This is a genomic window from Granulicatella sp. HMSC31F03 (assembly GCF_001807725.1).
GTDB lineage: Bacteria > Bacillota > Bacilli > Lactobacillales > Aerococcaceae > Granulicatella > Granulicatella adiacens.
This window is the reverse complement of the sequence record NZ_KV790851.1, coordinates 132441-156076: the sequence shown is the minus strand read 5'-3', so window position 1 is coordinate 156076 and position 23636 is coordinate 132441. Positions and strand designations below refer to the sequence as shown.

21 protein-coding genes are annotated in these 23636 nt (G+C 34.7%); 20 read left to right on the top strand and 1 reads right to left on the bottom strand.

Translation table 11 applies throughout. The features are described 5' to 3' along the window. The first annotated feature begins 402 nt into the window (after positions 1 to 402). The 15 genes from HMPREF3106_RS04580 (at position 403) to HMPREF3106_RS04510 (ending at position 16858) form a co-directional block, all read left to right on the top strand. Complete coding sequence (locus tag HMPREF3106_RS04580; RefSeq protein ID WP_070444662.1) at positions 403 to 990, top strand: ECF transporter S component; 588 nt, start codon at positions 403 to 405, stop codon at positions 988 to 990. Between the two features lie 3 nt (positions 991 to 993). After that, positions 994 to 2211 carry a bifunctional phosphopantothenoylcysteine decarboxylase/phosphopantothenate--cysteine ligase CoaBC gene (coaBC, locus tag HMPREF3106_RS04575; RefSeq protein ID WP_070444660.1) on the top strand — a complete coding sequence of 406 codons (1218 nt, stop codon included), beginning with the start codon at positions 994 to 996 and terminating at the stop codon, positions 2209 to 2211. A 172-nt stretch (positions 2212 to 2383) separates the two neighbouring features. Next, a complete protein-coding gene (locus tag HMPREF3106_RS04570; protein ID WP_210384823.1) occupies positions 2384 to 3076 on the top strand; it encodes a sugar transferase in 693 nt (230 codons plus the stop codon). A gap of 15 nt (positions 3077 to 3091) precedes the next feature. Beyond that, a complete protein-coding gene (locus HMPREF3106_RS04565) occupies positions 3092 to 4312 on the top strand; it encodes a DegT/DnrJ/EryC1/StrS family aminotransferase (protein ID WP_070438045.1) in 1221 nt (406 codons plus the stop codon). Between the two features lie 14 nt (positions 4313 to 4326). Next, positions 4327 to 6132 (top strand): polysaccharide biosynthesis protein, encoded by a 1806-nt coding sequence (locus HMPREF3106_RS04560; protein ID WP_070438048.1) that lies wholly within the window; start codon positions 4327 to 4329, stop codon positions 6130 to 6132. Between the two features lie 61 nt (positions 6133 to 6193). After that, positions 6194 to 7210 carry a glycosyltransferase family 2 protein gene (locus HMPREF3106_RS04555; RefSeq protein WP_049555014.1) on the top strand — a complete coding sequence of 339 codons (1017 nt, stop codon included), beginning with the start codon at positions 6194 to 6196 and terminating at the stop codon, positions 7208 to 7210. Positions 7211 to 7286: 76 nt separating this feature from the next. Next, entirely contained in the window at positions 7287 to 8636 is a 1350-nt protein-coding gene (locus HMPREF3106_RS04550) for an LCP family glycopolymer transferase (RefSeq protein ID WP_049555013.1), read from the top strand. A gap of 21 nt (positions 8637 to 8657) precedes the next feature. Next, complete coding sequence (locus HMPREF3106_RS04545; protein ID WP_049555012.1) at positions 8658 to 9698, top strand: LCP family glycopolymer transferase; 1041 nt, start codon at positions 8658 to 8660, stop codon at positions 9696 to 9698. Positions 9699 to 9721: 23 nt separating this feature from the next. Next, a complete protein-coding gene (locus HMPREF3106_RS04540) occupies positions 9722 to 10429 on the top strand; it encodes an IspD/TarI family cytidylyltransferase (RefSeq protein WP_049555011.1) in 708 nt (235 codons plus the stop codon). A 1-nt stretch (position 10430) separates the two neighbouring features. Further along, a complete protein-coding gene (locus HMPREF3106_RS04535; protein ID WP_070444658.1) occupies positions 10431 to 11459 on the top strand; it encodes an alcohol dehydrogenase catalytic domain-containing protein in 1029 nt (342 codons plus the stop codon). 15 nt (positions 11460 to 11474) lie between these two features. Then, positions 11475 to 12314, top strand: coding sequence for a LicD family protein (locus tag HMPREF3106_RS04530; RefSeq protein WP_005606805.1), 840 nt, complete (start codon positions 11475 to 11477; stop codon positions 12312 to 12314). Next, a complete protein-coding gene (locus tag HMPREF3106_RS04525; RefSeq protein ID WP_049555009.1) occupies positions 12298 to 13254 on the top strand; it encodes a glycosyltransferase family 2 protein in 957 nt (318 codons plus the stop codon). Before HMPREF3106_RS04530 ends, HMPREF3106_RS04525 begins: the two co-directional genes overlap by 17 nt. A 14-nt stretch (positions 13255 to 13268) precedes the next feature. After that, positions 13269 to 13985, top strand: coding sequence for a hypothetical protein (locus HMPREF3106_RS04520; RefSeq protein WP_049555008.1), 717 nt, complete (start codon positions 13269 to 13271; stop codon positions 13983 to 13985). A gap of 18 nt (positions 13986 to 14003) precedes the next feature. Then, on the top strand, positions 14004 to 15449 hold the full coding sequence (locus tag HMPREF3106_RS04515; RefSeq protein ID WP_005606802.1) for an oligosaccharide flippase family protein: 1446 nt from the start codon (positions 14004 to 14006) through the stop codon (positions 15447 to 15449). Between the two features lie 227 nt (positions 15450 to 15676). Continuing rightward, entirely contained in the window at positions 15677 to 16858 is a 1182-nt protein-coding gene (locus HMPREF3106_RS04510; protein WP_168160694.1) for an O-antigen ligase family protein, read from the top strand. A gap of 36 nt (positions 16859 to 16894) precedes the next feature. On the opposite strand, the gene HMPREF3106_RS09255 is transcribed toward HMPREF3106_RS04510, so the two are convergent. Then, positions 16895 to 17023, bottom strand: a complete 129-nt coding sequence (locus tag HMPREF3106_RS09255) for a DUF4044 domain-containing protein (RefSeq protein WP_160313167.1) — start codon at positions 17021 to 17023, stop codon at positions 16895 to 16897. A 209-nt stretch (positions 17024 to 17232) separates the two neighbouring features. Between HMPREF3106_RS09255 and gndA the strand changes: the two genes are divergently transcribed. The 5 genes from gndA to dltD all read left to right on the top strand — a co-directional run bounded on the left by gndA (position 17233) and on the right by dltD (position 23620). Beyond that, on the top strand, positions 17233 to 18666 hold the full coding sequence (gene gndA / locus HMPREF3106_RS04505; protein ID WP_049555282.1) for an NADP-dependent phosphogluconate dehydrogenase: 1434 nt from the start codon (positions 17233 to 17235) through the stop codon (positions 18664 to 18666). A gap of 131 nt (positions 18667 to 18797) precedes the next feature. Beyond that, on the top strand, positions 18798 to 20063 hold the full coding sequence (locus HMPREF3106_RS04500) for an excalibur calcium-binding domain-containing protein (RefSeq protein WP_049555281.1): 1266 nt from the start codon (positions 18798 to 18800) through the stop codon (positions 20061 to 20063). Positions 20064 to 20202: 139 nt separating this feature from the next. Next, the gene (locus tag HMPREF3106_RS04495) at positions 20203 to 20898 is read left to right on the top strand and encodes a response regulator transcription factor (RefSeq protein ID WP_049555295.1); all 696 of its coding nucleotides are present in this window, start codon (positions 20203 to 20205) and stop codon (positions 20896 to 20898) included. A 10-nt stretch (positions 20899 to 20908) separates the two neighbouring features. Beyond that, a complete protein-coding gene (locus HMPREF3106_RS04490) occupies positions 20909 to 22360 on the top strand; it encodes a sensor histidine kinase (protein ID WP_148129409.1) in 1452 nt (483 codons plus the stop codon). Between the two features lie 72 nt (positions 22361 to 22432). Then, positions 22433 to 23620: a D-alanyl-lipoteichoic acid biosynthesis protein DltD gene (dltD, locus tag HMPREF3106_RS04485; RefSeq protein WP_083281597.1), complete on the top strand. Its 1188-nt coding sequence runs from the start codon at positions 22433 to 22435 to the stop codon at positions 23618 to 23620. Positions 23621 to 23636 lie beyond the last annotated feature (16 nt).

The following is a 23636-nucleotide window of genomic DNA, read 5'->3' as shown; positions in this document are numbered from 1 at the left end:
TTAGGTGTTTTTTATTCGGCGAAATATCTAAGAAAGTATTAAAACTTTTAAATGTACTTTAAGGGGGATATTCTTATGAATGGGAATGTGGTATACTTTCCTAGAAGAAACAGAGGATAGGAGTTTAAGAGGGATTATCATGAAAAAAAGAATTGAGAACTGGGTCAAAAAGTTAGACTCACTAGTTGGATGGACACTGTTGTTTTATGTCATCATTACATGTATTATCCTGTATAGTATTTTTACTGATTTTACGAATGCGACAGATTTTATATATAATGCTTTCTAAAAAACTGAAAATAGCTGATTAAAGTTGAATTTTGAAGCTATTTTCAGTTTTTTTGCGTTGATTGAGAGTAGAAAGCTTAGTATAATACAATCATTAAGACTTGAGGTGACAGTATGAAAAGAGAAAAGACTTTTCAAATGGTATTAAGTGCGATGTTTATTGCCATTATTATTTTGCAAAGTTTTGTACCATTTTTAGGGAACTTACCCTTATTTATTTTAGATATTACCATTATCCATATAACGGTTATTGTTGGAGGGATTGTATTAGGACCTAAAGCAGGATTCCTTCTAGGGTTCGCATGGGGATTCAGTTCCTTTTTACGTGCGTTTACTTCAGGAAATGCAGTAACTTTTATGATATTTACAAATCCTTTCATTTCAATACTTCCAAGGTTGTTAATGGGAGGACTCATTGCCTTGTTTTATCATAAAATGAACAAAGTGATTACTTATGACAAATTAAGAATGGCTTTGTCAGGATTTTTAGGAAGCCTGATGAATACCATTTTAGTTTTAGGCCTGATTTATCTCCTAATGGCAGGACAATATGCAGAATTAACAGGAAAGACGGTAGCTGAATTGCCTCTTGTACTTATGGGAATTGTAATGTCAAATGGGATTGCAGAAGCGATAGCGGCTTCTATTATGACACCGATTATTGCATCTGTTTTACTATCGGTTTCTAAGAAAAGAGGATAGTGTATGTGGAAAAATAAGAAAGTGACCGTCTTTATCACAGGGGGGATTGCCGCGTTTAAAGCAGCCACACTTGTCCGTATGTTTGTAAAAGAAGGGGCCAAAGTTTCTGTTGCAATGACAAAAAGTGCCTGTGAGTTTATCACTCCTCTAACTTTTCAAGTGCTAACAAAAAATAAAGTTTATTTAGACACCTTTGACGAAGATGAAGCGAATAAAGTGCAACATATTCACTTGGCAGACCAGACAGATGTGGCTATAGTTGTACCTGCAACGGCCAATACGATTGCGAAAATGGCTAATGGAATTGCTGATAATTTCGTTACAAGTACTTTACTAGCAACAACTACTCCTATTTATGTAGTTCCAGCGATGAATGAACATATGTGGGAAAATCCAGCAACGGTTCGAAATGTGAAGCAACTTGTGGAAGATGGCAAGTCAGTGATTGAACCTGCAACTGGATTTTTAGCTGAAGGCTATGACGGAAAAGGACGCCTTCCTGAGCCAGAAGAAATCTTCGAACAAGTGACATTTTTCGAGAGTAGAAGAGAATACAAGTCTCCTTTAGAAGGAAAAACAATCTTAATTACTGCTGGTGGGACAAAAGAGCGCATCGATCCAGTTCGCTATATTTCAAATGATTCTTCTGGGAAAATGGGCTATGCATTAGCGAGAGCTGCTGCCGTTTTAGGAGCCGAAGTTCAGTTGATTTCAACCACAAAGCAATTAAAAGTTCCTTACGGCGTTCAAGTGACTTATGTAGAAAGCGCACTTGAGATGCATGATGTAGTCACACATCTGTTTCCCAAAACAGACATTGCTGTGATGGTAGCTGCAGTATCGGACTACTATGTGGCCAATCGTTCAAATCAAAAAATAAAAAAACAACAAAATGAATTAGGATTGACGCTAGAGTTGCTAGAAAATCCAGATATTTTAAAAAAATTAGGTCATTCAAAACGAGAAGAACAAATAGTTATCGGTTTTGCAGCAGAAACGACGAATGTGCTTGAATATGCAAAAGCAAAATTAGAAAAGAAAAAAGCAGATGTCATTATTGCCAATGACGTCTCAAATTCTCGTATCGGTTTTAATTCGGACAGTCACCAAGTCACTTTGTTAACAAAAGATGGACATATAGTGAATCTTCCAGAAAATTCTAAAGAAGAATTGGCTTTAAATATATGGGAAAGCCTTCTTGAAGAAAAAATTATTCATTAAAGTAGAAAATTTAATAAATAATGATTGAAACTGAAAATGTCGAATAGATATTTTCAGTTTTTTGTTTTCAAAAATTTACGATTAATTTATTCAAGATTAATAGAGAAATTTACCTCAAAAGAAGAAAGTATGGTATAATAGGAAAGGTTATCTAGGCATGAGGGGAGAAGTTATGGAAGAAAAAAATTCTTTGCCAGAATTTATGAGGAATGAACTCGTAATTAACAAACAAAAAGAACTTCGACAGAAAAAGGGGTATTTAATTTCAAAACGAATTTTTGATATAGTAGTGTCCTTGCTACTTCTAATTCCTTTATCAATTGTATTTATCATCATTGCAATTGCGATAAAATTAGAAGATGGAGGACCGGTATTTTATAGACAAGAGCGGGTCACTACCAATGGACGTATTTTTAAAATCTTTAAATTTAGAACGATGATTTTAAATGCAGATAAAGTAGGACCATTAGTTACTCAAGATCATGACCCACGAATTACAAAAGTAGGACGTCGTGTAAGAAATTATCGCTTAGATGAAGTGGCACAGTTGCTGAATGTACTTATTGGAGACATGTCTTTTGTAGGGGCTAGACCTGAAGTTCAAAAATATGTTGATGCATATACTCCAGAAATGCAAACAACACTCCTGCTACCAGCCGGAGTTACTTCATTAGCCGCTATTGAATTCAGACATGAGGCTGAAAAAATTGCAAAATGGACAGAGCAAGGGTTGAGCGTGGATGAAGCGTATATCCAACATATCCTGCCTGAAAAAATGCAATACAATATTGATTATTTAAATGAATGTAGTTTAAAAAAAGATATCGCAATTATGGTAAAAACTGTGATTGCTGTTTTAAAATAACTTGGAGGGAACAACATGAAAGTTAGAAATATTCCATTTTCACCACCTGATATTTCAGAAAAGGAAATTAATAATGTAATCGAGGTATTAAAGTCTGGTTGGATTACAACCGGGCCTAAAACAAAAGAATTTGAACGTCAATTAGCAGAGTTTATGGGGACAGAAAAAGTGGTTTGCTTAAACTCAGCAACAGCTGCTCTAGAATTAGCGTTACGTGTACTAGGCGTTGGGCCTGGAGATGAAGTGATTGTTCCAGCATTTACGTATACGGCTTCTTGTAGTGTGATTGAACACGTTGGAGCAACACCAGTAATGGTGGATATCCAAGAAGACCATTTTGAAATGAATTATGATGCTCTTGAGGCTGCAATTACTGAAAAAACTAAAGTAGTTATTCCAGTAGAATTAGCAGGTGTCCCATGTGATTATCGTCGTATTTTTGAAGTGGTTGAATCTAAACGAAGCTTGTTTAAGCCAAAGACAAACTTACAACGTCACTTCAATCGTATTGTTGTCGTTTCTGACTGTGCGCATGCGATTGGAACGACCCGCGATGGTGTTTCTGTAGCTCAGTTAGCAGACTTTGCATCCTTCTCATTCCATGCCGTTAAAAACTTAACGACTGCTGAAGGTGGATGTATTACTTGGAATCCAGCAAATGAATTGGATTCTGAAGCGATGTATAAAGAATTCCAAGTATACTCATTACATGGACAAACCAAAGACGCTTTAGCAAAAATCAAACCAGGTTCTTGGGAATATGACATTGTCATTCCAGGATATAAATGTAATATGGCCGATGTAATGGCGGCTATTGGGTTAGGTCAATTAGAACGTTATCCTCAATTGCTAGAGCGTAGAAAAGAAATCGTTCGTCAATTAGATGCTGGATTAGCAGTTGATTCACGTATTCAAGTACTACAACATGAAGGTGAAAACTATCAATCTTCACGTCATTTATATATCACACGCATTAAAGGGGCTTCCTATGATCAACGTGGCGAGATTATTATTAAAATGGCTGAACGTGGAATTTCATGTAATGTTCACTATAAACCACTTCCTTTATTAACAGCTTATCAAAATATGGGCTTCAAAATGGAAGATTATCCAAATGCTTACTGCTTCTTTGAAAATGAAGTAACTTTACCGTTACACGGACTACTAAGTGATGAGGATATTGACTATATTGTTCAAAATTATTTAGAAGTAATTAAAGAAGTGCTTGGACAATAAGAGAGGATGATTTCATGAATAATCGATTTAGAATTTTATTATTATTCATCGTCGATTCGTTACTTGTTGTTGGTTCAGTATTTTTAGGATTTCGATTAGTAACTGAAGGGTTGATTCGTAATATTCACGGATTAACGATTACGGCGATTCTATCTTTAATCGCCTACTATATTTTTTCTTATTTCTTCAATTTATATTGGAGAGATTGGGAATATGCCAGTGTCTATGAAGTCATTACGGTTGTGAAATGTGTTTCTGCAACGGTAATTGTTTCTACAATTTCAGGCTTAGCGTTCTTTGACACGAAAGTAACGTGGCAATTTTTAATCGTATGCTGGTTATTGCTGGTGATTTCAATCGGTGGAGTTCGTCTATCGATGCGTGTGTTCCGTGAATTCTTTGCAGATACTAGCGTTATGGAAAATGCGAAACCTACTTTAATTGTAGGAGCAGGAGCTGCAGGTACTTTATTAGTTCGTCAAATGCTCATGCATCCAGCAATGAGAATGGACCCGATTGCCTTTGTGGATGACGATCCAGATAAACTTCGTAAAGATATTTATGGAGTTCGTATTCTTGGTGCTATTAAGGATATTGAGCGTATTGTGGATACAATGGGGATTACAAAAGTAGTTATTGCGATGCCATCTCTTCCGATCAAGAAACTCAATGAAGTATATGATGTAGCCCGTAAGACCGGTGCAGAATGCGTTATTTTACCAAACATTGATGATGTTATGAGTGGGAACTTACATGTTCAACAACTAAGAAATGTGGAGATTGAAGATTTACTAGGGCGTGACCCAGTAGAACTCGATCAAACGATGATTGAAAAACAATTACGTGGTAAGAAAATCCTTGTTACCGGAGCAGGGGGTTCGATTGGTTCAGAAATTTGCCGTCAAGTAGCTAAATTCAAACCAAAAGAAATCATCATCCTAGGACATGGTGAAAATAGTATTTACCAATTAAATATGGAATTAGTAGGGAAGTATTCACAACACTTCACGATTACGCCAGTGATTGCTGATGTGCAAGATCGAAAACGTATCTTTGAAGTGATGGATAAGTATAAACCAGATGTGGTTTATCATGCTGCAGCTCATAAACATGTACCTCTAATGGAAATTAATCCTCGTGAGGCCGTTAAAAATAACATTCTTGGAACAAGAAATGTTGCAGAAGCTGCTAGTCATGCGCGTGTTAAATCGTTCGTAATGGTATCGACTGATAAAGCCGTTAACCCACCAAATATTATGGGAGCGACGAAACGTCTTTGCGAAATGATTGTGCAAGATATGGCGACTCGTAGCGAATATACAAAATTCGTTGCAGTTCGTTTCGGGAATGTTTTAGGTTCACGTGGTTCAGTAATACCGCTCTTCAAGAAGCAAATTGCTGAAGGAGGACCTGTTACGGTGACTCATCCTGATATCGTGCGTTACTTTATGACGATTCCAGAAGCTGCTCAATTAGTCATTCAAGCGGGTTCTCTTGCTCGAGGCGGAGAAATCTTCGTTCTTGATATGGGAAAACCGGTGAAAATTGTAGACTTAGCGAAAAACTTAATTCGTCTTTCAGGATTTAGCGAAGGTGATATTGAAATTAAGTTTACTGGATTACGTCCAGGTGAGAAGATGTACGAGGAATTATTAAATGAAGGGGAAGTAAATCCAAAACAAGTCTTTCCGAAGATTCATATTGGAATTGCAGACAATTCTCAAATTAATCGTGTATATAATTTTATCGAAAATTTTGAAAGTTATTCTGAACAAGAATTACATGATGAATTGATTGATATTGCGAATAAAAAGAAATAAAATAAAAAGGATTGGGATGTTTTGTTCCAATCCTTTTATCATATGACCAAGAGGTGGAAAAATGTTAGTTTCCGTTAATATTAGCGCATATAATGAGCAAGATTATTTGCCAGAAATTTTTGAAAGCTTAAAAAATCAAACGTATCCATTAAAAAATATCGAAGTCGTTTTAGTGAACGCAATGTCGACTGATGGTACGCGTTCTTTAATGGATCAATTCAAACTAGAAAATGAGCACTTGTTTTACGGTGTTAAAATTTTAGACAATCCAAGAAAAACTTTAAACACAGGACTTAATTTAGGATTTAAAAATTCTGAAGGAGAGTGTTTCTTAAAGATTGATGCGCACTCCAAAATTCCAGTTAATTTTATTGAAGCGAATGTGAAAGTCATTGAATCTGGAGAAAAGGTTTGTGGAGGAAGAAGACCGACTATCGTACAAGCAGATGATGATTTTTCAAAAACGCTACATATTGTTGAAGAATCTGCGTTAGGGAGTAGTATTGCTAACTACCGTAAAGGGGATGAGAGTCGTTATGTAGATTCTGTGTTCCAAGGGATGTATCACCGTGATGTTGTAAATCAGGTTGGATATTTTGATGAAAAACTAACTCGTACAGAAGATAACGAATATCATTATCGTATTCGTAAAAATGGATTTAAAATTTGGTACGATACATCAATTGAATCGTTTCAATATATTCGCCCAACATTGTCTAAAATGATCCATCAAAAATTTGCTAATGGATATTGGATAGGATTAACGTCGCATGTTTGTCGTGATTGTTTATCTCTATTCCATTTTGGGCCCGGAGTATTTGTGGCAACTTTATTAGTTTTAATGTTGTTAACGCCAATAAGTTTTGAGCCGCTCGTGACCGTATTTTCGCTATATATATTAGCGGTCTTAGGGTTATCAGCGTTTGAAATTTCGAAGCAAAAATTTAACCCTACATTATTATGGATTCCGTTGATTATGATAGCCATTCATTTTGCATATGGAATAGGAACCATAAAGGGTTGGATTTTTGGGTTTCAGTTTAAAAAGGATTATTTTAACGAAGAAGTTAATTCTTAAAAAACTATAAATACTCATGAGTTCAGGGGAATCTATGGTATAATTAACTGATTGTATAGTTATTGGAGTGGAATGAATGAGAGTGAACGAAGAAAAAATATCAAATAGAAGAAAACAAAGAAAAAGTAAAAAAAATAGAAAAATTATCCTTACCGTAGCAATCGCTATTGTTGCTGTTCTAATTGCGGGAGTAGCATATGCATGGAGCCGTATTTCGCAAGCAGAGGATGCGATTCATCAGGAAGTAGATACGCTGCAACTAAGAGATAAAGAATTAACAGATGATAGTAGTTTTTCAGTATTACTTTTGGGGATTGATAATGGTGCCTATGGCCGTGATACAGAAGTGGGCCGTTCAGACACAATGTTGTTGGTAACCGTTAATCCAAAACAAAAGAAAACAACGATGATTAGTATTCCACGTGACTCTTATACGGAGATTATCGGGTATGGGACTTTTGACAAATTGAACCACGCGTATGCATTTGGGAAAGAAAAATTTGCGATTAATAGTGTTCAAAATATGTTAAATATCCCGATTGATTATTATGTAACAGTAGACATGCAAGGCTTGATGGGGCTTGTAAACGCAGTTGGGGGATTAGAAATTACTCCTGCATTGACATTTACTTATGAAGATGAGTCGTTTACGGAAGGTGTGACACGACATGTAGATGGAGAAGCAGCATTACGATATGCACGTATGCGTTATGATGATCCAGAAGGAGATACTGGTAGACAGAAACGTCAACAATATGTGATTCAAAAATTAGTCGAAAAATTACTGTCATTAGGTTCAGTAACGAAATATGAAGAGATTTTAAAAACTTTAGAAAATTCAGTAAAAACGAATTTTACAGTTGAAAAATTATTCCAAATTGTGCAAACTCACAAAGAAGCTCTTCAACATTTTGAAACAGATACCATTAATGGGGACGGAGCGATGATTAATGGAATTTATTACTTTGTCATCCCAGAAGAAGAAAAATTGAGAATTTCGAATGTACTGAGAAAATCACTTGATTTAGAAACAATTTCTGAATTGCAGCATATTGAGACAAAAGAAACACAATCAACTGTGGATATTCAAAAAAATGCGCCACAGCAAAACTCACCAGTACAAGAAAAAGAAGACACTTATGTAGAGCCAAATGTGACTCCAAATTATAACTATAACTACAATAACAATAGCAATTACAATAATAGTAATTCGAATAATAATGCTGAGGAAAATGATGCAACGCCTTCAACACCGTCAAGTGCGGCGGATACAAGTGCAGCTACACCAGTTGCTCCTGCTACAAGAGCTCCTGAAGTAACAGCAGCTCCAGAGCAACCTCAAACCCAGGTTCCAGCAACACAAGCAGCACCTGTGACCCAAGAACCGGTAAAGCCAACTCAGCCAACTAAAAACCAAAATCCATAGAAATAGTATTGGAGTGAAACGATGAACGAATCAAATGAATGGAGTAGACAAAGCAGACGTCAACAAAAGAAAAAGAAAAAAGGCCGTGTAGCATTTGTATTCATCTGTCTTTTTGCAATTATTGCGGTTCTAGGAACGTATTATGCAAGTAAAATTAATAATACGATTAATACGATTACTCAAAGCGTTGGAAATCGTACAGAACAAGAAGCCAATGAGATTATAAAAAATGCTAAACCAATTAATGTTTTGCTACTAGGAATCGATAATGGTGCATACGGACGTACCGAAGAAGACGGGCGTTCTGACACGATGTTACTTTTAACAATTAATCCTACTACTAAAAAATCTCAATTATTAAGTTTACCTAGAGATACTTATACTGAGATTGTCGGGACAGGTGGGTATGATAAATTAAACCACGCCTATGCATATGGGAAAGCTCCTATGGTAATCAATTCTGTAGAAAAATTGTTGGATACAACCATTGACTTTTATGTTCAAATTAACATGGAAGGATTAATGGAGTTTGTTGATGCGGTGGGTGGAATCGAAGTGACGAGCCCATTAACCTTTACATATGAGGAACGAGCATTTATCCAAGGAAAAACAGAAACACTAGACGGAGAAAGTGCCTTACGTTTTGCACGTATGCGTTATGATGATCCAGAAGGAGATTATGGCCGTCAAAAACGTCAAAGAATCGTTATTGAAAAATTAGTTGAAAAACTAATGAGTTTTAGCTCAGTAGCAAACTTTGAACAATTAATGAATGCTGTTAGCAAAAATGTGAAGACTGACTTACCAATTGGACAAGTAATGGCTTTAAAAAATACCTATGGTCCAGCTGTAACCAGTCAAAATTTAACACAATCATTTATTGAAGAAAGACAATTATTGTTGACTAATAATGCGGGAGAACAAATTTATTATTCTTATGCAACAGATGATGTCTTGTTAGAAAATAGTAATTCTATCCGTAAATTGATGGGACAACCAACTGTTAAAACTTATCCATTATTACAAGAAAGACAAGATTTATATTATTTAACAACTCCTTAATTGGAGAATAAGAGGTGTAGAAAATGATTTATGCAGGGATTTTAGCCGGTGGTACCGGAACTCGTATGGGAATCCAAGAAATGCCAAAACAATTTTTACCATTAGGAAACAAACCAATTATTATTCATACAGTTGAAAAATTCTTGTTTGTTCCAGATGTAGATGTTGTCTATGTGGCTGTTCATCCAAACTGGGTGAGCTACTTCAATGATTTATTGGACAAACACATTTTGACAAATAAAGACAAAATCCGCGTGGTGAGTGGCGGGGGGAATCGAAATGATAGTATTTTAAGTATTATTTCAGATATTAAGAATAGCAGCTCGTTTTCTAGTGAAGATGTACTGATTACACATGATGCGGTTCGTCCGTTTGTTTCATACCGCATGATTGTGGACAATATCGAGGCAATGAAAAACTTCGATGTTGCGGATACGGTAGTAATAGCAAATGATACCATTGTGGAATCCGTTGATGGTAAAGTGATCTCTTCCATTCCAAACAGAACACATATGTATCAAGGTCAAACTCCTCAAACATTTAAAATCCAAGCCTTCACTGATTTGTATGATGGTTTGGCAGATGATGTCAAAGAAATTTTAACGGACGCTTGTAAAGTATTCGTGGTGAATGATGTAAAAGTAGCTCTTGTCGAAGGAGAATACTCTAATATCAAAATTACGACCGTTACGGATTTAAAAATTGCGCAAGCGATGTTAGGAGAGATTTAAAATGATTAATCGAGTGTATCAACTCATTCGCCCATCGTTTTTCTCAATTAAATATGAAGATGTATCTTTTTATGAAAAAGATACTGTAGTCGTAAGACCGAATTACTTAGCCTTATGTCATGCAGATCAACGGTATTTTCAAGGGACAAGACCTGCTAAAATTCTTCAAAAAAAATTACCGATGGCATTGATTCATGAATGTTGTGGAATCGTTGTTGCGGACCCAACAGGAACCTATAAGCCAGGAGATCATGTGGTAATGATTCCAAACCAACCACCACGTGACTTTGATCATAATACTGAATTTTACGAAAACTATGTGAATGGAACATACTTCCGTTCAAGTGGTTACGATGGATTCATGCGCGAATTTGTAACGATTCCAATCGACCGCGTTGTGAAATATGAAGAGGTCCCAGATAAAGTTGCTGCCATTTCTGAATTCGTATCAGTGGGAGTTCATGGACTTCGTCGTTTTGATAAAGTAGCCCATAGTCGTCGTAATCGTATTGTGGTTTGGGGTTCTGGAAGTTTAGCGTATGTCGTAGCAACGATTGCGAAAGCAAAATTCCCTGAATCAACAATTATTGTAGTAGGGAAAGATCCAGAAAAATTACGTTTATTCTCATTTGTGGATGAAGTATATGATGTGAGCAATCTTCCGGAAGATTTTACCTTCGACCATGCGATTGAATGTGTGGGTGGAAGTGGAACACAAGATGCTTATCGCGAAATTATCAGACATATTCAACCTCAAGGAGCAGTTGTAATGATGGGGGTTAGCGAGTTTGAAGTTCCCCTAAATACACGAGATATTCTTGAAAAAGGATTGACATGGGTCGGCAGTTCTCGTTCTGGTCGTAAAGATTTTGAAGAAGCTGTTCAATTCATGTCTGATCCAAAAGTACATGCACGTTTAAATTTAATTATTTTTGAATCCAATCCAATTCAAGAAATGAAAGATATTTATCATTTCTTTGAGGAAGATAAATTGACGCCATTTAAAACAGTGGCAAAATGGGATATTTAAGAAAGTGGGGAAACAATGGAACCATTACAGGAGAAATGTTTAGAAATGGCAGAATATTTTGTGTCATTTTGCAAACAACATGAATTATTATGTTATTTATGCGGTGGTGGGGCCATTGGAGCACTTCGCCATAAAGGATTTATCCCGTGGGATGATGACTTAGATTTCTTTATGCCACGAAAAGACTATGAAAAACTCATTGAATTGTGGCCTAAAGAAGCGGACGCGCGTTATGTGATGTCAAACAGTGACGAACATTACTTAGACCGTAATTTATTCGTAACGATTCGAGATAAAGAAACGACTTGTGTGAAACCATATCAACAAGATTTAGAGATTCCGCATGGTTTAGCGATTGATATCCTTCCATTAGATTATTATCCAAAATCAGAATCAGAACGTAAGAAACAAGTGAGATGGGCACTGATTTATTCATTATTCCGTGCACAAACGATTCCAGAAAAACATGGTGGTTTGATGAAATGGGGAAGTTTATTCCTATTAGGATTATTCCCAACACGTTCATTACGCTATAAGATTTGGAGCAAGGCTGAGCGCGAGATGACAAAGTATACTCGTGAAGAAAGTGACGGGATTACAGAGTTGTGTGCAGGCCCTGGTTATATGAAAAATAAATATCCAATTGAAAGTTTTGAATCGGCATTGTTCCTACCGTTTGAACAAACAGAGATGCCAATTCCTGTTGGATATGACGCTTATCTAAAAACAGCATTTGGAGATTATATGACACCTCCTCCTGTTGAAAAACAAGTTGCACATCATGATGCTGTATTTGTTGATTTAGAGAATGGATATGAAAAATATAAAGGGGAGTATTATGGAACCAAAAATTAGTATTATCGTTCCTGTTTATAACGTTGAGCAGTACTTAGAACGATGTGTAGAATCTTTAATGAATCAATCCTATAAAAATATTGAGATTCTTTTAATTAATGATGGTTCTACCGACAATAGCGGAAAGCTTTGTGATGAAATTGCGAAACGTGATTCACGAATTATCGTCCACCATAAAGATAATGGTGGGTTGTCCGATGCCAGAAACTACGGTGTTGATAAAGCGACTGCTGATTTCGTTGGATTTGTGGATAGTGATGACTATGTTGATGAAGATATGTATGAAGTCTTACTCTCAAATCTTTTAAAATATGATGCGGAGATTTCTTTCTGTCGATTATATGATGTTTATAACGATCAAGTTCTAAAAGATGAATCAAAGAATGAACCTTACTTAATGACAAGTGAAGAAGCCATTAAGATGGTTCTTGAGGCAAAGATATTTTCAGTAACTGCAGTAAATAAACTCTATAAGAAGAGTTTATTTAATCAAATCCGATTTGAAAAAGGAAAAATTGCTGAAGATGCATTTTTAATGGTGGATCTTTTAAGTAGATGTCAAAAAATTGCAGCTACAGAAGTTCATAAGTATTATTATATGCATCGTGAAAACAGTATTACTACACAAAAATTCACTCCGAAATTTTTAAATGTGATAGAAGCCTATGAAAAGAATGCAAAAATAGTTGCAGAAAAATATCCTAATTTACAATATCAAGCAGATACTCGTATCTGTTGGGCTTATTTCTACGTTTTAGATCGTCTTTTAAAAGATGAAGCGTACAAAGATAGTGCTTTAGAAGCTCAATTAATTCAAAATTTGAAGAAGTATAAGAAATTTATTTTAGGAAATTCTTTATTCAATAATAAGCGGAAATTATCATTCTTATTACTATTGATTCATAAGAATCTATACAAAATAATTATTAAAAGAGTTTAGGGAGTAAACATAAGATGTTAAAATGGCTAAAATCAACAATGGCTCATTTATTAGGGAACCACAAAGAGAAAATTTTAAAGTTGCCTATTATTAAAAACTTAAATGATTTAGCAAATAAGAAGATTGATGGAGACCGTCAACTCTTATTGAAAGAAAATGCTCACCAAATTTTGAAAGAGTTTGAAGAAGTGAATCGTCAGTTAGGACACAAAATTTGGATTGAAGCTGGAACTTTACTAGGTTATGAAAGAGAAGGGGCTATTTTAGCTCACGATATCGATATGGATTTTGCAATGATGAGTCCCAAAGACTCGAATGAATTAGAAACCATTATTGAGTTTTTATCAAAAAGAAATTTTGTATTGAATCGTAAATTAATCTATCAAAATCAAGTGAAAGAAATTTCGTTTTCCTATAATGGGTTAAATGTTGATATAATTTTGTTTGACCGAGTAGACGATAATGTGATTTCTACGACCATGATTTGGTACGGAATGAATGCATTAAATAAACCTGTCAATGTTGAAGCTTTTTATTATGAACTACCTATGGAAGACCTTAAAGAAGTCACTTTTATGGAAGCAAAAACTTATGCGCCAACAAATGCAGTAGATTATTTGAAAGCTTATTATGGTGAGGATTATTTGATTCCAAATACCAATTATGATTGGCGTCAAAATAAGATCTATGTTCCTGTAGATAGTAAAGAAGCAAGAGTAGAATTGATTTAAAACGAAAGAGAGTGTGCAATGAGTAAAAATAACATTAAAGTGAATGCAATAGCGAGTACTTTAGTGAGAATACTAAATATTATTTTTCCATTATTAACAGGACCTTATTTAACAAGAATTTTGGACCCAGAATTATTCGGAGAATTTAATAAAGTAAACTCATTAGCTGCCTGGTTTATTCCTTTTGCTGGATTTGGGGTTTACAACTATGGGATTCGTCTGGTTAGTGGAGTAAGAGAAAATAAGGCTAAAGCATCTCATAATTTTTCTCTTTTATTTTATGCTAGTACATTGAGTTCAATCGTAGTTACATTGGTTTATATTCTGTATATTTGGTTTGCAAATCCTAATAACATGCTATTATACGGGATTTTTATTTTCCAAATTATTGTACAGTTCCTATATGTTGAATGGATGGCAGAAGCGTTCGAAAGCTACAATTTTATTTTGTATAAGACGTTATTTGTTCGTGTATTCATGTTAGTTTCCATCTTCGTATTCGTAAAAAATAGTGACGACATCATTCCTTATGCAATGATTATGACAGTAGCAAACTTCTTAAATTATTTTACAAGTTATATTTATATTCGTAGGAAAGTGAAATTAGTTCGCATTCCATTAAAGGAATTAGTAAAAGTATTTAAGCCTTTGTTTTCAATGCTACTACTTGCAAATGCGAATATGTTATATACGATTTTGGACCGATTATTCCTTTCTTCAGTAAAAAATAATCTTTACATCAGTTATTATACGATATCACTTAATTTATCGATGATGATTACGGGTGTAGTAGTTTCTATTATTATTGTTAGTATTCCGAGACTGGCTAAGTATAATGCCGAAGAACAGTTTGAAAAATTTAATGATTTACAGTTAAAGACAAGTAGACTTTTTCTATTCCTAGTGATTCCGATTTCTATGGGATTAGCCTGTGTTAGTCAATCCATTATATTCTTGTACGCAGGACCGAAATATATATTAGCTGTACCGACTATGATTATTTGTTCGATTCGAATTTTATCATGGACTTTAGATACGATTTTTGCAAATCAGATCATTTTCCTAAAAGGACATGAGTTGAGTTTAACAAGAATTTATTTTGTCGGTGGATTCTTCAATTTGATTTTTAATAGTGCGTTATATATTTTCGGTATAGAAAATCCAGAATATTATATTTTAACGACTGTGTTTGCGGAAGTTATCGTATTATTTTTAGAAGTTAAATTTATTCGAGATCGTTCTTTATACGATATTCGTAAGATAAAAAATAATTTTATACGATATACAATTGCTTCCTTACCTTTTATTGCAATTAAATTAGCCGTTGATTATTTCATTCCATTTGAATATAATTTAACGAAAGGCTTTATGTTAAATACTGGATTGGTAATTGTAGGCTGTGTCGTCTATTACGCATTATTTGCTATTATTTCAGGCGATATTAAAAAAGTAATTAAACTTTAAGGAGGTAAAAGTATACAAGGTTATACAAACTGATTATGAAAATTTTAGACTTTTTCGAGCAAAACTATTTTAAACTTGGAATATCCTATCTATTGTTCTTCACTTTATATATGATGACGAGTATTATTGTTCCACTAAATTTTTTCAATGCTAATAGTTATGTAACAATTTTATTAAGTGGATTAGGAGCACTTTTCGGACTTTATAATATTGTTGTGAAGAAAGCTTTGACTAAAACCAGAGGAATTCGACCTCTAATAGTGTTATTTGTTGTTATCATCATTTCATTAGTGGTGAATATGAAGTACGGATATATTGATAATGTAAAAGACTTAATCGTGTTTTTCGTATATTTCTTTTCAATCTATCCATTTATTAGTTTTATTACTAAAGAACAAGCCAATCAAACTTTATTAAGTGTTGGTGGTGTTCTAGCAGTGTTATCTACAGGGGCGGTTATCGCTTCTCTATTCCAATTTGTGACCTTTGATGGTTATATTATTGAATCCTATAAAGGGAACGTGTTTCGACAAGGATTTATCGATTCTCGTCTGTTTGGGGTATTTACAGATCCTAATATTCAATCTGTGGTTTCACTATTAACCATTACATATTTAGGGTATTTACAAAATAAAGTTTCTAGACCTTTAAAAGTCCTTCTTTATTTAGCAATATTCTGTAACTTTACTTATATTGTCCTTTCTGGTTCTAGAACGGCTTTAATTATTATTTCTGCAGTATTTGTATATATTTTTATCGTTGCAATCTGTAAGAAAGATCGAAAAAAACAAGTTCTAAATGTAATAATGTTTGGTTTAATTACTTTTGGATCATATCATTTAGTTTACCAAGGCTCTCAGGTGATTCTAAAGGCCAATACACAGGTTATTACTAAGATTAATCAAGAACATAAAAATACCGGGAATTATAAAGTTTTAGCAACATTGCAACGAAATGATACCGATGCGAAAAACATTTCAAATAACCGTTTTTCAATTTGGCAGGATGCTATTAAATTCTCAGTGAAAAGACCGATTTTTGGATATACTTCTGGGAATTGGGAAAAAATTGCAAAAGAAATTGATCCAGATAGCTATATTGTTAAAAAGAGCTATAGGGTCCATAACGGATATTTAGAGATTTTATTCTATAGTGGATTCATTGCCCTACTGGCATTCTTCTGGTATGTAGGAAAACCTATTATCAAAACGATCGTGAATGAATTAAAGACGAATAGTCAAAACCTAATTATAGAGTTTATCTTGATTGGATTAATCATCCTAGGTGTGACCAATATGTTTATTAGTGCAACAATGTATGGTTTTTCAATCTTGGGATTAGTGTTACATTTATCGATTAGCTATTTAAATAATGGGTATTTGCCTCAGTTAGAAACTAAAGGCAAATAAAAAGGTCCGGCAGGAATTACCTGCCGGACCTTTTTTCTATTTATAATTCAAGATGGTTAATGCTACTTGTAGAACAATAGCCCCAAGGGTTCCGATTAACATTAATACAGCAACCACACGTGTAATTTTTTCAACGGTTGAAAGATTACGTTTTTTCTTGGCCAACACAATCGCTCCTTTTTTCTATCTTCTGTAATAGTTTACCGTAAACTAGAGTGAATTACTAGTCTTAAATGCTTAAACTACCTTTATAAAATTGAAAATGATTGAAATGAAAACAGAAGAGATGAAAGAAAAGCGGCCAAAAATCTTTCAAATATTAACGATTTTTGTTAACATAGGAATGGAAAATAAAACAAATTGGAGGAAGATTCATGTCAAAACAACAAATTGGTGTCGTTGGTATGGCCGTAATGGGACGTAACTTAGCGTTAAATATTGAAAGCCGTGGATATAGTGTTTCAATTTTCAACCGTTCATCATCTAAAACAGATGAGGTTGTTGCACTACATCCTGATAAAAAATTAGTACCAACATACACTGTAGAAGAATTTGTACAATCTTTAGAAAAACCAAGAAGAATCTTATTAATGGTAAAAGCTGGGGAAGCTACAGATAAGACCATTCAAAGTTTACTTCCACATTTAGATAAAGGTGATATTTTAATCGATGGAGGAAATACCTTCTTCAGAGATACAATGCGCCGTAATGAAGAACTAGCAAACTCAGGAATTAACTTCATCGGTACTGGTGTATCTGGTGGGGAAGAAGGAGCCTTAAAAGGACCTTCCATCATGCCTGGTGGACAAAAAGATGCTTATGACTTAGTAGCACCAATCTTAGAAGAAATCTCTGCTAAAGCAGATGATGGCGCTCCATGTGTGACTTACATTGGACCAAACGGAGCAGGTCACTACGTAAAAATGGTTCACAACGGAATCGAATATGGGGACATGCAATTAATCGCTGAAAGTTACGATATCTTACGTCGTGTTGGTGGATTATCTGTAGAAGAATGCGCTGAAGTCTTCCAAGAATGGAATCAAGGCGAATTAGATAGCTACTTAATCGAAATCACAGCGGACATTTTAACAAAGAAAGATCCTGAAACAGGTCGTCCAATGGTAGACGTAATCATGGATACTGCTGGAAACAAAGGTACTGGTAAATGGGCTTCACAAAGCGCATTAGACTTAGGGGTGCCACTTCCATTAATTACGGAATCTGTATTTGCACGTTTCGCTTCAACATTGAAAGAAGAACGTGTTGCAGCAAGTAAAGAATTAGCAGCAACTAAGATTCCTGAATTAACAAATTCAGAACGTCAAGCTTTAATCGAACAAGTTCGTAAAGGATTATACTTCTCTAAAATTATGAGTTACGCGCAAGGATTCGCTCAAATGCGTGTAGCTAGTGAAGAGTTCGATTGGGACTTAAACTACGGCGAAATCGCGAAAATCTTCCGTGCAGGATGTATCATCCGCGCACAATTCTTACAAAAGATTACAGATGCGTTCGAACGTGATCCTCAATTGAAGAACCTATTATTAGATAAATATTTCTTATATGTGACTGAATCCTACCAAGATGCAGTTCGTGATGTTGTTGTAACGGCTGTTCGTGCTGGTATCCCAGTACCAACATTCTCAAGTGCATTAGCTTACTATGATTCATATCGTTCAGAAACATTACCTGCAAACTTAATTCAAGCACAACGTGACTACTTCGGTGCACATACGTACAACCGTGTAGACAAACCAGGAACATTCCACTTCGAATGGGCACAAGAAAAAGAAATTGAACAATAATTGTAAAACCAGTCTTTACAGACTGGTTTTTTATTTTAGGAAGCAAGTGGAGACTTGTTTCGAAATTGGTAACTACCAGTTGATTACGATATCGTTTTCATCTATAATAAACGTATCTATTAGGAGGGAGAATGGAAATGAAATTAAGAAAAGTATTTTTGTGTTTGATTACGTTTTTAGTAGTGGGAGTAGTTCCGTTAAATGATTCAGTAAGTGCGAATGAGATTCACTTTAGAAACTGTTCTGAAGCATGGGCTGCAGGATATGGAGACATTTCAGTTGGCGAAGACGGGTATGCGGATCATCTTGACCGAGATAAAGACGGAACTGCATGTGAAATTGTAAAATCAAAGGGACAATATCGTTCCCGTAGAGCAGATGGAACGCCTTTGAATAAAGTAAAAGCCACTTATTGGGAACAAGTGGGTGGCAATTGGTATTACTACGAAAAAAATGTTCGAGTTACTGGCTGGAAACAAATCAGCGGTACTTGGTATTATTTCAATAGTAATGGAGTAATGCAGACTGGTTGGCAGGAGTTAGGAGCTAACTGGTATTATTTTAAAGATACAGGCGCTATGCAGACAGGTTGGCTAAAAAACAATAATGTCTTGTACTATTTTGACAGTAATGGTTATATGCAAACGGGTTGGAAACAAATCAGTAACAACTGGTATTATTTTGACAATTCGGGTGGCATGGTTACAGGTTGGAAAACAATATGGGGAAAACGTTACTTATTTAACTCATCTGGAATAATCCAAACTGGATGGCAAAAAGATAATGACAAATGGTACTATTTTGATAGCAATGGATATATGCAAACCGGTTGGAAACAGGTTAATGATGTTTGGTATTTCTTAAATAGTTCCGGAGTAATGGAAACTGGTTTGAAAGAAATTAATGGGGTAAAATATTTCTTTGCAGCAAGTGGAGCTATGCAAACTGGTTGGAAATGGTTCGATGGTAGTTATCATTACTTCAAAAATAGTGGGGCTATGCAAACCGGATGGTATCAAGAAAACGACCAATGGTACTATCTGGATGAAAACGGAAGAATGGTCATTGGATTCTATAAAGTCTATAAATCAGAATACTATTTTGAATCATCTGGGATTATGCAAACTGGCTGGAAATTCATTCATAATAATTGGTATTATTTTGAACAATCAGGAGCAATGTTAAAAGATCAGTTAACACCAGATGGTTATCGAGTTGATAAAGATGGTGTTTGGAGAGTTGCGGTGGAAACTACAACTACGACATCCACTACAACTACAACGGTGGTAACGACAACTTCTCAAGAAGCACCAAGAGAAAACACAGAGCCCACTACACAAGAGACAACTCAAATCCAAATCACAACTGAAGAAGTGAAAAGTGATAAAGCTCAGTAATTTTCTATTGAAAAGAATTAAACGATAGACTCGTTTAATTCTTTTTTTATATAGAGAAATATTCATTAAATTCTGTTAAGAAACTCATGAATATGGTATGATAATTCTATTAGGGAGAATAATGGAAGGGAGTTTAAATATGCAAGGAAATCAACGTATTTTAATTATTGAAGATGAAAAAAATTTAAGTCGCTTTGTAGAATTAGAACTGCAGCATGAAGGATATGAAACTAAAGTTTGCTCAGACGGAAGATCTGGCTTACAAACAGCAATTGATGAGTCTTGGGATGCTATTTTATTAGATTTAATGTTACCAGAAATGAATGGATTAGAAGTTGTTCGCAGACTACGACAAGTCAAACAAACACCAGTCATCATTATGACTGCGCGCGATTCGGTGATGGATCGAGTAGTCGGGTTAGACCAAGGAGCAGATGACTATGTGGTAAAACCATTTGAAATCGAAGAAATATTGGCTAGATTACGTGCCTTGTTTAGACGCTTGCAGATGGAAGAACAATCTCGTAATATTAAACAAACAAAAGTAGAGTATCGTGACTTAGTGATTGAAGTTGAAAATCGCGTAGTACGAAGAGCTGGAGAAGTCATTGACTTAACTAAAAAAGAGTATGAACTCCTTCTTCTATTGATGGAAAATATTGATATTGTTTTATCACGGGAAATCTTACTGAAAAAAGTCTGGGGATATAAAAATGAAGTTGAGACGAATGTTATTGACGTTTATGTTCGATATATCCGTAATAAAATTGATGTCCCTGGAAAGGAAAGTTATATTCAAACAGTCCGTGGTACGGGTTATGTAATGAGAAGTTGAGGAAAAGATGATGAACTCAAATAGTCAACATAAATCAGTAGCAAAAAAATGGTGGTGGGTTATTTCGGCCACCATTTTTGCCTTGCTGGGGATATTAACCACAATTCTTATTCATGGTCAAATTATGACCTTACGTGAAAACGAAAAAAATCAGACAATTGTTTATGCTCAAGTAGTTTCCGACTTACTTTCAAGGAAGTCAGAAAATTTAACGGCTGCGGATATTGTTTCTATCTTAAATGAAGCGGAGCAGTATGAGCAAGGACAAAACGGTATCTATAAAAAGAACAGTAGCTTTTATCCAATGAATGAGGAATTAAACATTCGAGTATTTGATACAAGTAGGGAACTAATCTTCCAAACGCAACAATGGCAAGATCCTTTGCAAGTATCTAGTACGCTAGAAACCAAATTCGTTCCTTTATCAACCGGAGAAGAAAGCATTCAAGTAACAATGCCGATTTTATCGAGAACGAATCGTTTGCTAATTGGTCATTTGCAAATTATTAATCGGATGGCAAAATTAACAGAAATGAAAAAACAGTTGCAGAAATTATATATCCAATTGTTGATTATGGAAGCTTTGGTATCTATTGGGTTGGCTTATTTCATCTCTAGACTTATTTCCAAACCTATCGAACAGATTCATGATATTATTGCGTCCATTAACGAAGATAATATTGATAGTAAGCGGCTGATTATTCCTAAGAAAAATGATGAATTTGCAGTAGTTTCTCAACAGTTTAATGAATTACTAGATAAAATTAGTTTTTATATATCTCAGCAAAAACATTTCGTGGAAGATGTTTCTCATGAGTTACGAACGCCTGTAGCAATTGTCGAAGGACACCTTAAACTGCTGAATCGATGGGGAAAAGATGATCCAGAGGTACTTGAAGAGTCTTTAGAAGCCTCATTAGCAGAAATAAAACGTATGAAAACTCTTGTTCAAGAGATGCTCGATTTGTCTAGAGCTCCTCAAGTAAGAGAGCAGTATAAAGACGCGACTACAGAAGTGGTGGATACTTTAACCCAAATAGTGGCTAATTTTAAAGTATTGTATCCAGATTTTACGTTTGTCTTGGATATTGATTCAAAAGCTGACTTATTGTCACCTATTTATAGAAATCATTTTGAACAAGTCATTATCATTTTGTTGGATAATGCGGTCAAATATTCAACGAATCGTAAAGAAATTATCGTTAGCTTATCAACGGTAGCGGATCAAGTGGAAATTGGAATCCAAGATTTTGGGATGGGATTAAGTGAGGAAGATAAAAAGAAAGTTTTCTCTAGATTCTATCGAGTTGATAAAGCCCGTTCAAGAGAACGTGGGGGGAATGGATTAGGTCTCTCAATTGCAAAAGAACTGATAGAAGGATACAACGGCAGTATCAGCTTAACGTCCCATTTGGACCAGGGAACAGTTTTTAAAGTGAAATTACCGATTGTAAGTTCATAAAAAAGATTAAAATTTCACCCGATTTTACTAGATATCTTTCTAAAAGATGGTAAAATTGGGTGAAAATTATTTTTGAATGGGGAGAATCATTTGGTTAGGATAAAAGCTTTTTGTATTGCAATCGTGCTATCGATTATTTCAGTGGTAGCTTTTCTATTTTTCTATATTCCTTATATTAATAGCTATTATAAGGTAACAGATAATTCTATTAGATATGGGATTAGTCAGGAAAAATATAAAAGCGTTGATATTATTAAAGAGAATTTAGATAAAAATACGCTTGTATTATTCGGTTCATCAGAATTAGAAATTACAAATCACAAAGAATATAGTTTTAATAAAGTATTCAATACAGAAGATTTTCATATTATGCAAATTGGAAGTGGGAATTATCAAAATATTATCCATGCAGCAATGATGGGAGCTCTAGGAGATTCCATTCCAAAGAAAAAAATTGCGATTGTTGAGTCGATGCAATGGTTTGAAGAAAATGATCAGAACCGCAAAGCTTTCGCAAGCAAGGTTTCTAAAGAAGCGGTTTATGGTGCTTTAACAAACGAGAAACTTAGTCTGGATACAAAGACAAAACTGATTGATCGCATTATCAGTTTGAGTAGCGAGAATAAATCTTTAAAAGAGACATTTGAGCGCTACAAACGAGTGCTAGTGGATAAAGAACCTCTTCCAGGAGATGAATGGATTATGCAAGTAGATTTAATGCAGTACAATCAAATCTTGAAATCCGGTTTTGCAAAAAACAAAAAATCGTTTGGACCAAAAGGAGTTAAGTCTGAAAAAGCAGCAGATATTGATTGGGCAAAACTTGAGGATAATGCCGTTAAGGATGCTGAAAAAAATACTCAAGATAATCCTTTTGACATAGATGATACTACTTATAAAAAATATTATGCGGACAAAGTAAGTAAGGTAAAAGATTCTAAGAAGAATGTCAATTTTGAGAATGCAGCGGAGTTTGATGACTTCAAGTTATTTCTACAGATTGCTAAGGAACTTGGCATTGAAACTAAAGTAGTGCTGTTTCCTGTAAATGGAAAATGGTATGATCATCTAGGGGTAAATAAAGAAACTAGAGAAAAATATTATTCAAAGATGAAATCTATTATTGAATCTTACGGAGCTTCTGCTTGGGATTTATCTTCCAAAGAATATGAACAAGATTATATGCATGATGGAATTCATCCAGGCTGGAAATCCTGGATTGAAACCAATAAAGCATTGTATGATTTTTTTAATAAATAAATGAAGTTCACTGTTA

Coding starts and splice junctions, on each gene's coding strand:
- HMPREF3106_RS04525 (WP_049555009.1), top strand. CDS start 12,298: ATGGAACCAAAAATTAGTATTATCGTTCCTGTTTATAACGTTGAGCAG.
- HMPREF3106_RS04530 (WP_005606805.1), top strand. CDS start 11,475: ATGGAACCATTACAGGAGAAATGTTTAGAAATGGCAGAATATTTTGTG.
- HMPREF3106_RS04535 (WP_070444658.1), top strand. CDS start 10,431: ATGATTAATCGAGTGTATCAACTCATTCGCCCATCGTTTTTCTCAATT.
- gndA (WP_049555282.1), top strand. CDS start 17,233: ATGTCAAAACAACAAATTGGTGTCGTTGGTATGGCCGTAATGGGACGT.
- HMPREF3106_RS04520 (WP_049555008.1), top strand. CDS start 13,269: ATGTTAAAATGGCTAAAATCAACAATGGCTCATTTATTAGGGAACCAC.
- HMPREF3106_RS04515 (WP_005606802.1), top strand. CDS start 14,004: ATGAGTAAAAATAACATTAAAGTGAATGCAATAGCGAGTACTTTAGTG.
- HMPREF3106_RS04580 (WP_070444662.1), top strand. CDS start 403: ATGAAAAGAGAAAAGACTTTTCAAATGGTATTAAGTGCGATGTTTATT.
- HMPREF3106_RS04490 (WP_148129409.1), top strand. CDS start 20,909: ATGAACTCAAATAGTCAACATAAATCAGTAGCAAAAAAATGGTGGTGG.
- HMPREF3106_RS04540 (WP_049555011.1), top strand. CDS start 9,722: ATGATTTATGCAGGGATTTTAGCCGGTGGTACCGGAACTCGTATGGGA.
- HMPREF3106_RS04495 (WP_049555295.1), top strand. CDS start 20,203: ATGCAAGGAAATCAACGTATTTTAATTATTGAAGATGAAAAAAATTTA.
- HMPREF3106_RS04500 (WP_049555281.1), top strand. CDS start 18,798: ATGGAAATGAAATTAAGAAAAGTATTTTTGTGTTTGATTACGTTTTTA.
- HMPREF3106_RS04560 (WP_070438048.1), top strand. CDS start 4,327: ATGAATAATCGATTTAGAATTTTATTATTATTCATCGTCGATTCGTTA.
- HMPREF3106_RS04545 (WP_049555012.1), top strand. CDS start 8,658: ATGAACGAATCAAATGAATGGAGTAGACAAAGCAGACGTCAACAAAAG.
- HMPREF3106_RS04570 (WP_210384823.1), top strand. CDS start 2,384: ATGGAAGAAAAAAATTCTTTGCCAGAATTTATGAGGAATGAACTCGTA.
- HMPREF3106_RS04550 (WP_049555013.1), top strand. CDS start 7,287: ATGAGAGTGAACGAAGAAAAAATATCAAATAGAAGAAAACAAAGAAAA.
- HMPREF3106_RS04555 (WP_049555014.1), top strand. CDS start 6,194: ATGTTAGTTTCCGTTAATATTAGCGCATATAATGAGCAAGATTATTTG.
- HMPREF3106_RS04565 (WP_070438045.1), top strand. CDS start 3,092: ATGAAAGTTAGAAATATTCCATTTTCACCACCTGATATTTCAGAAAAG.
- coaBC (WP_070444660.1), top strand. CDS start 994: ATGTGGAAAAATAAGAAAGTGACCGTCTTTATCACAGGGGGGATTGCC.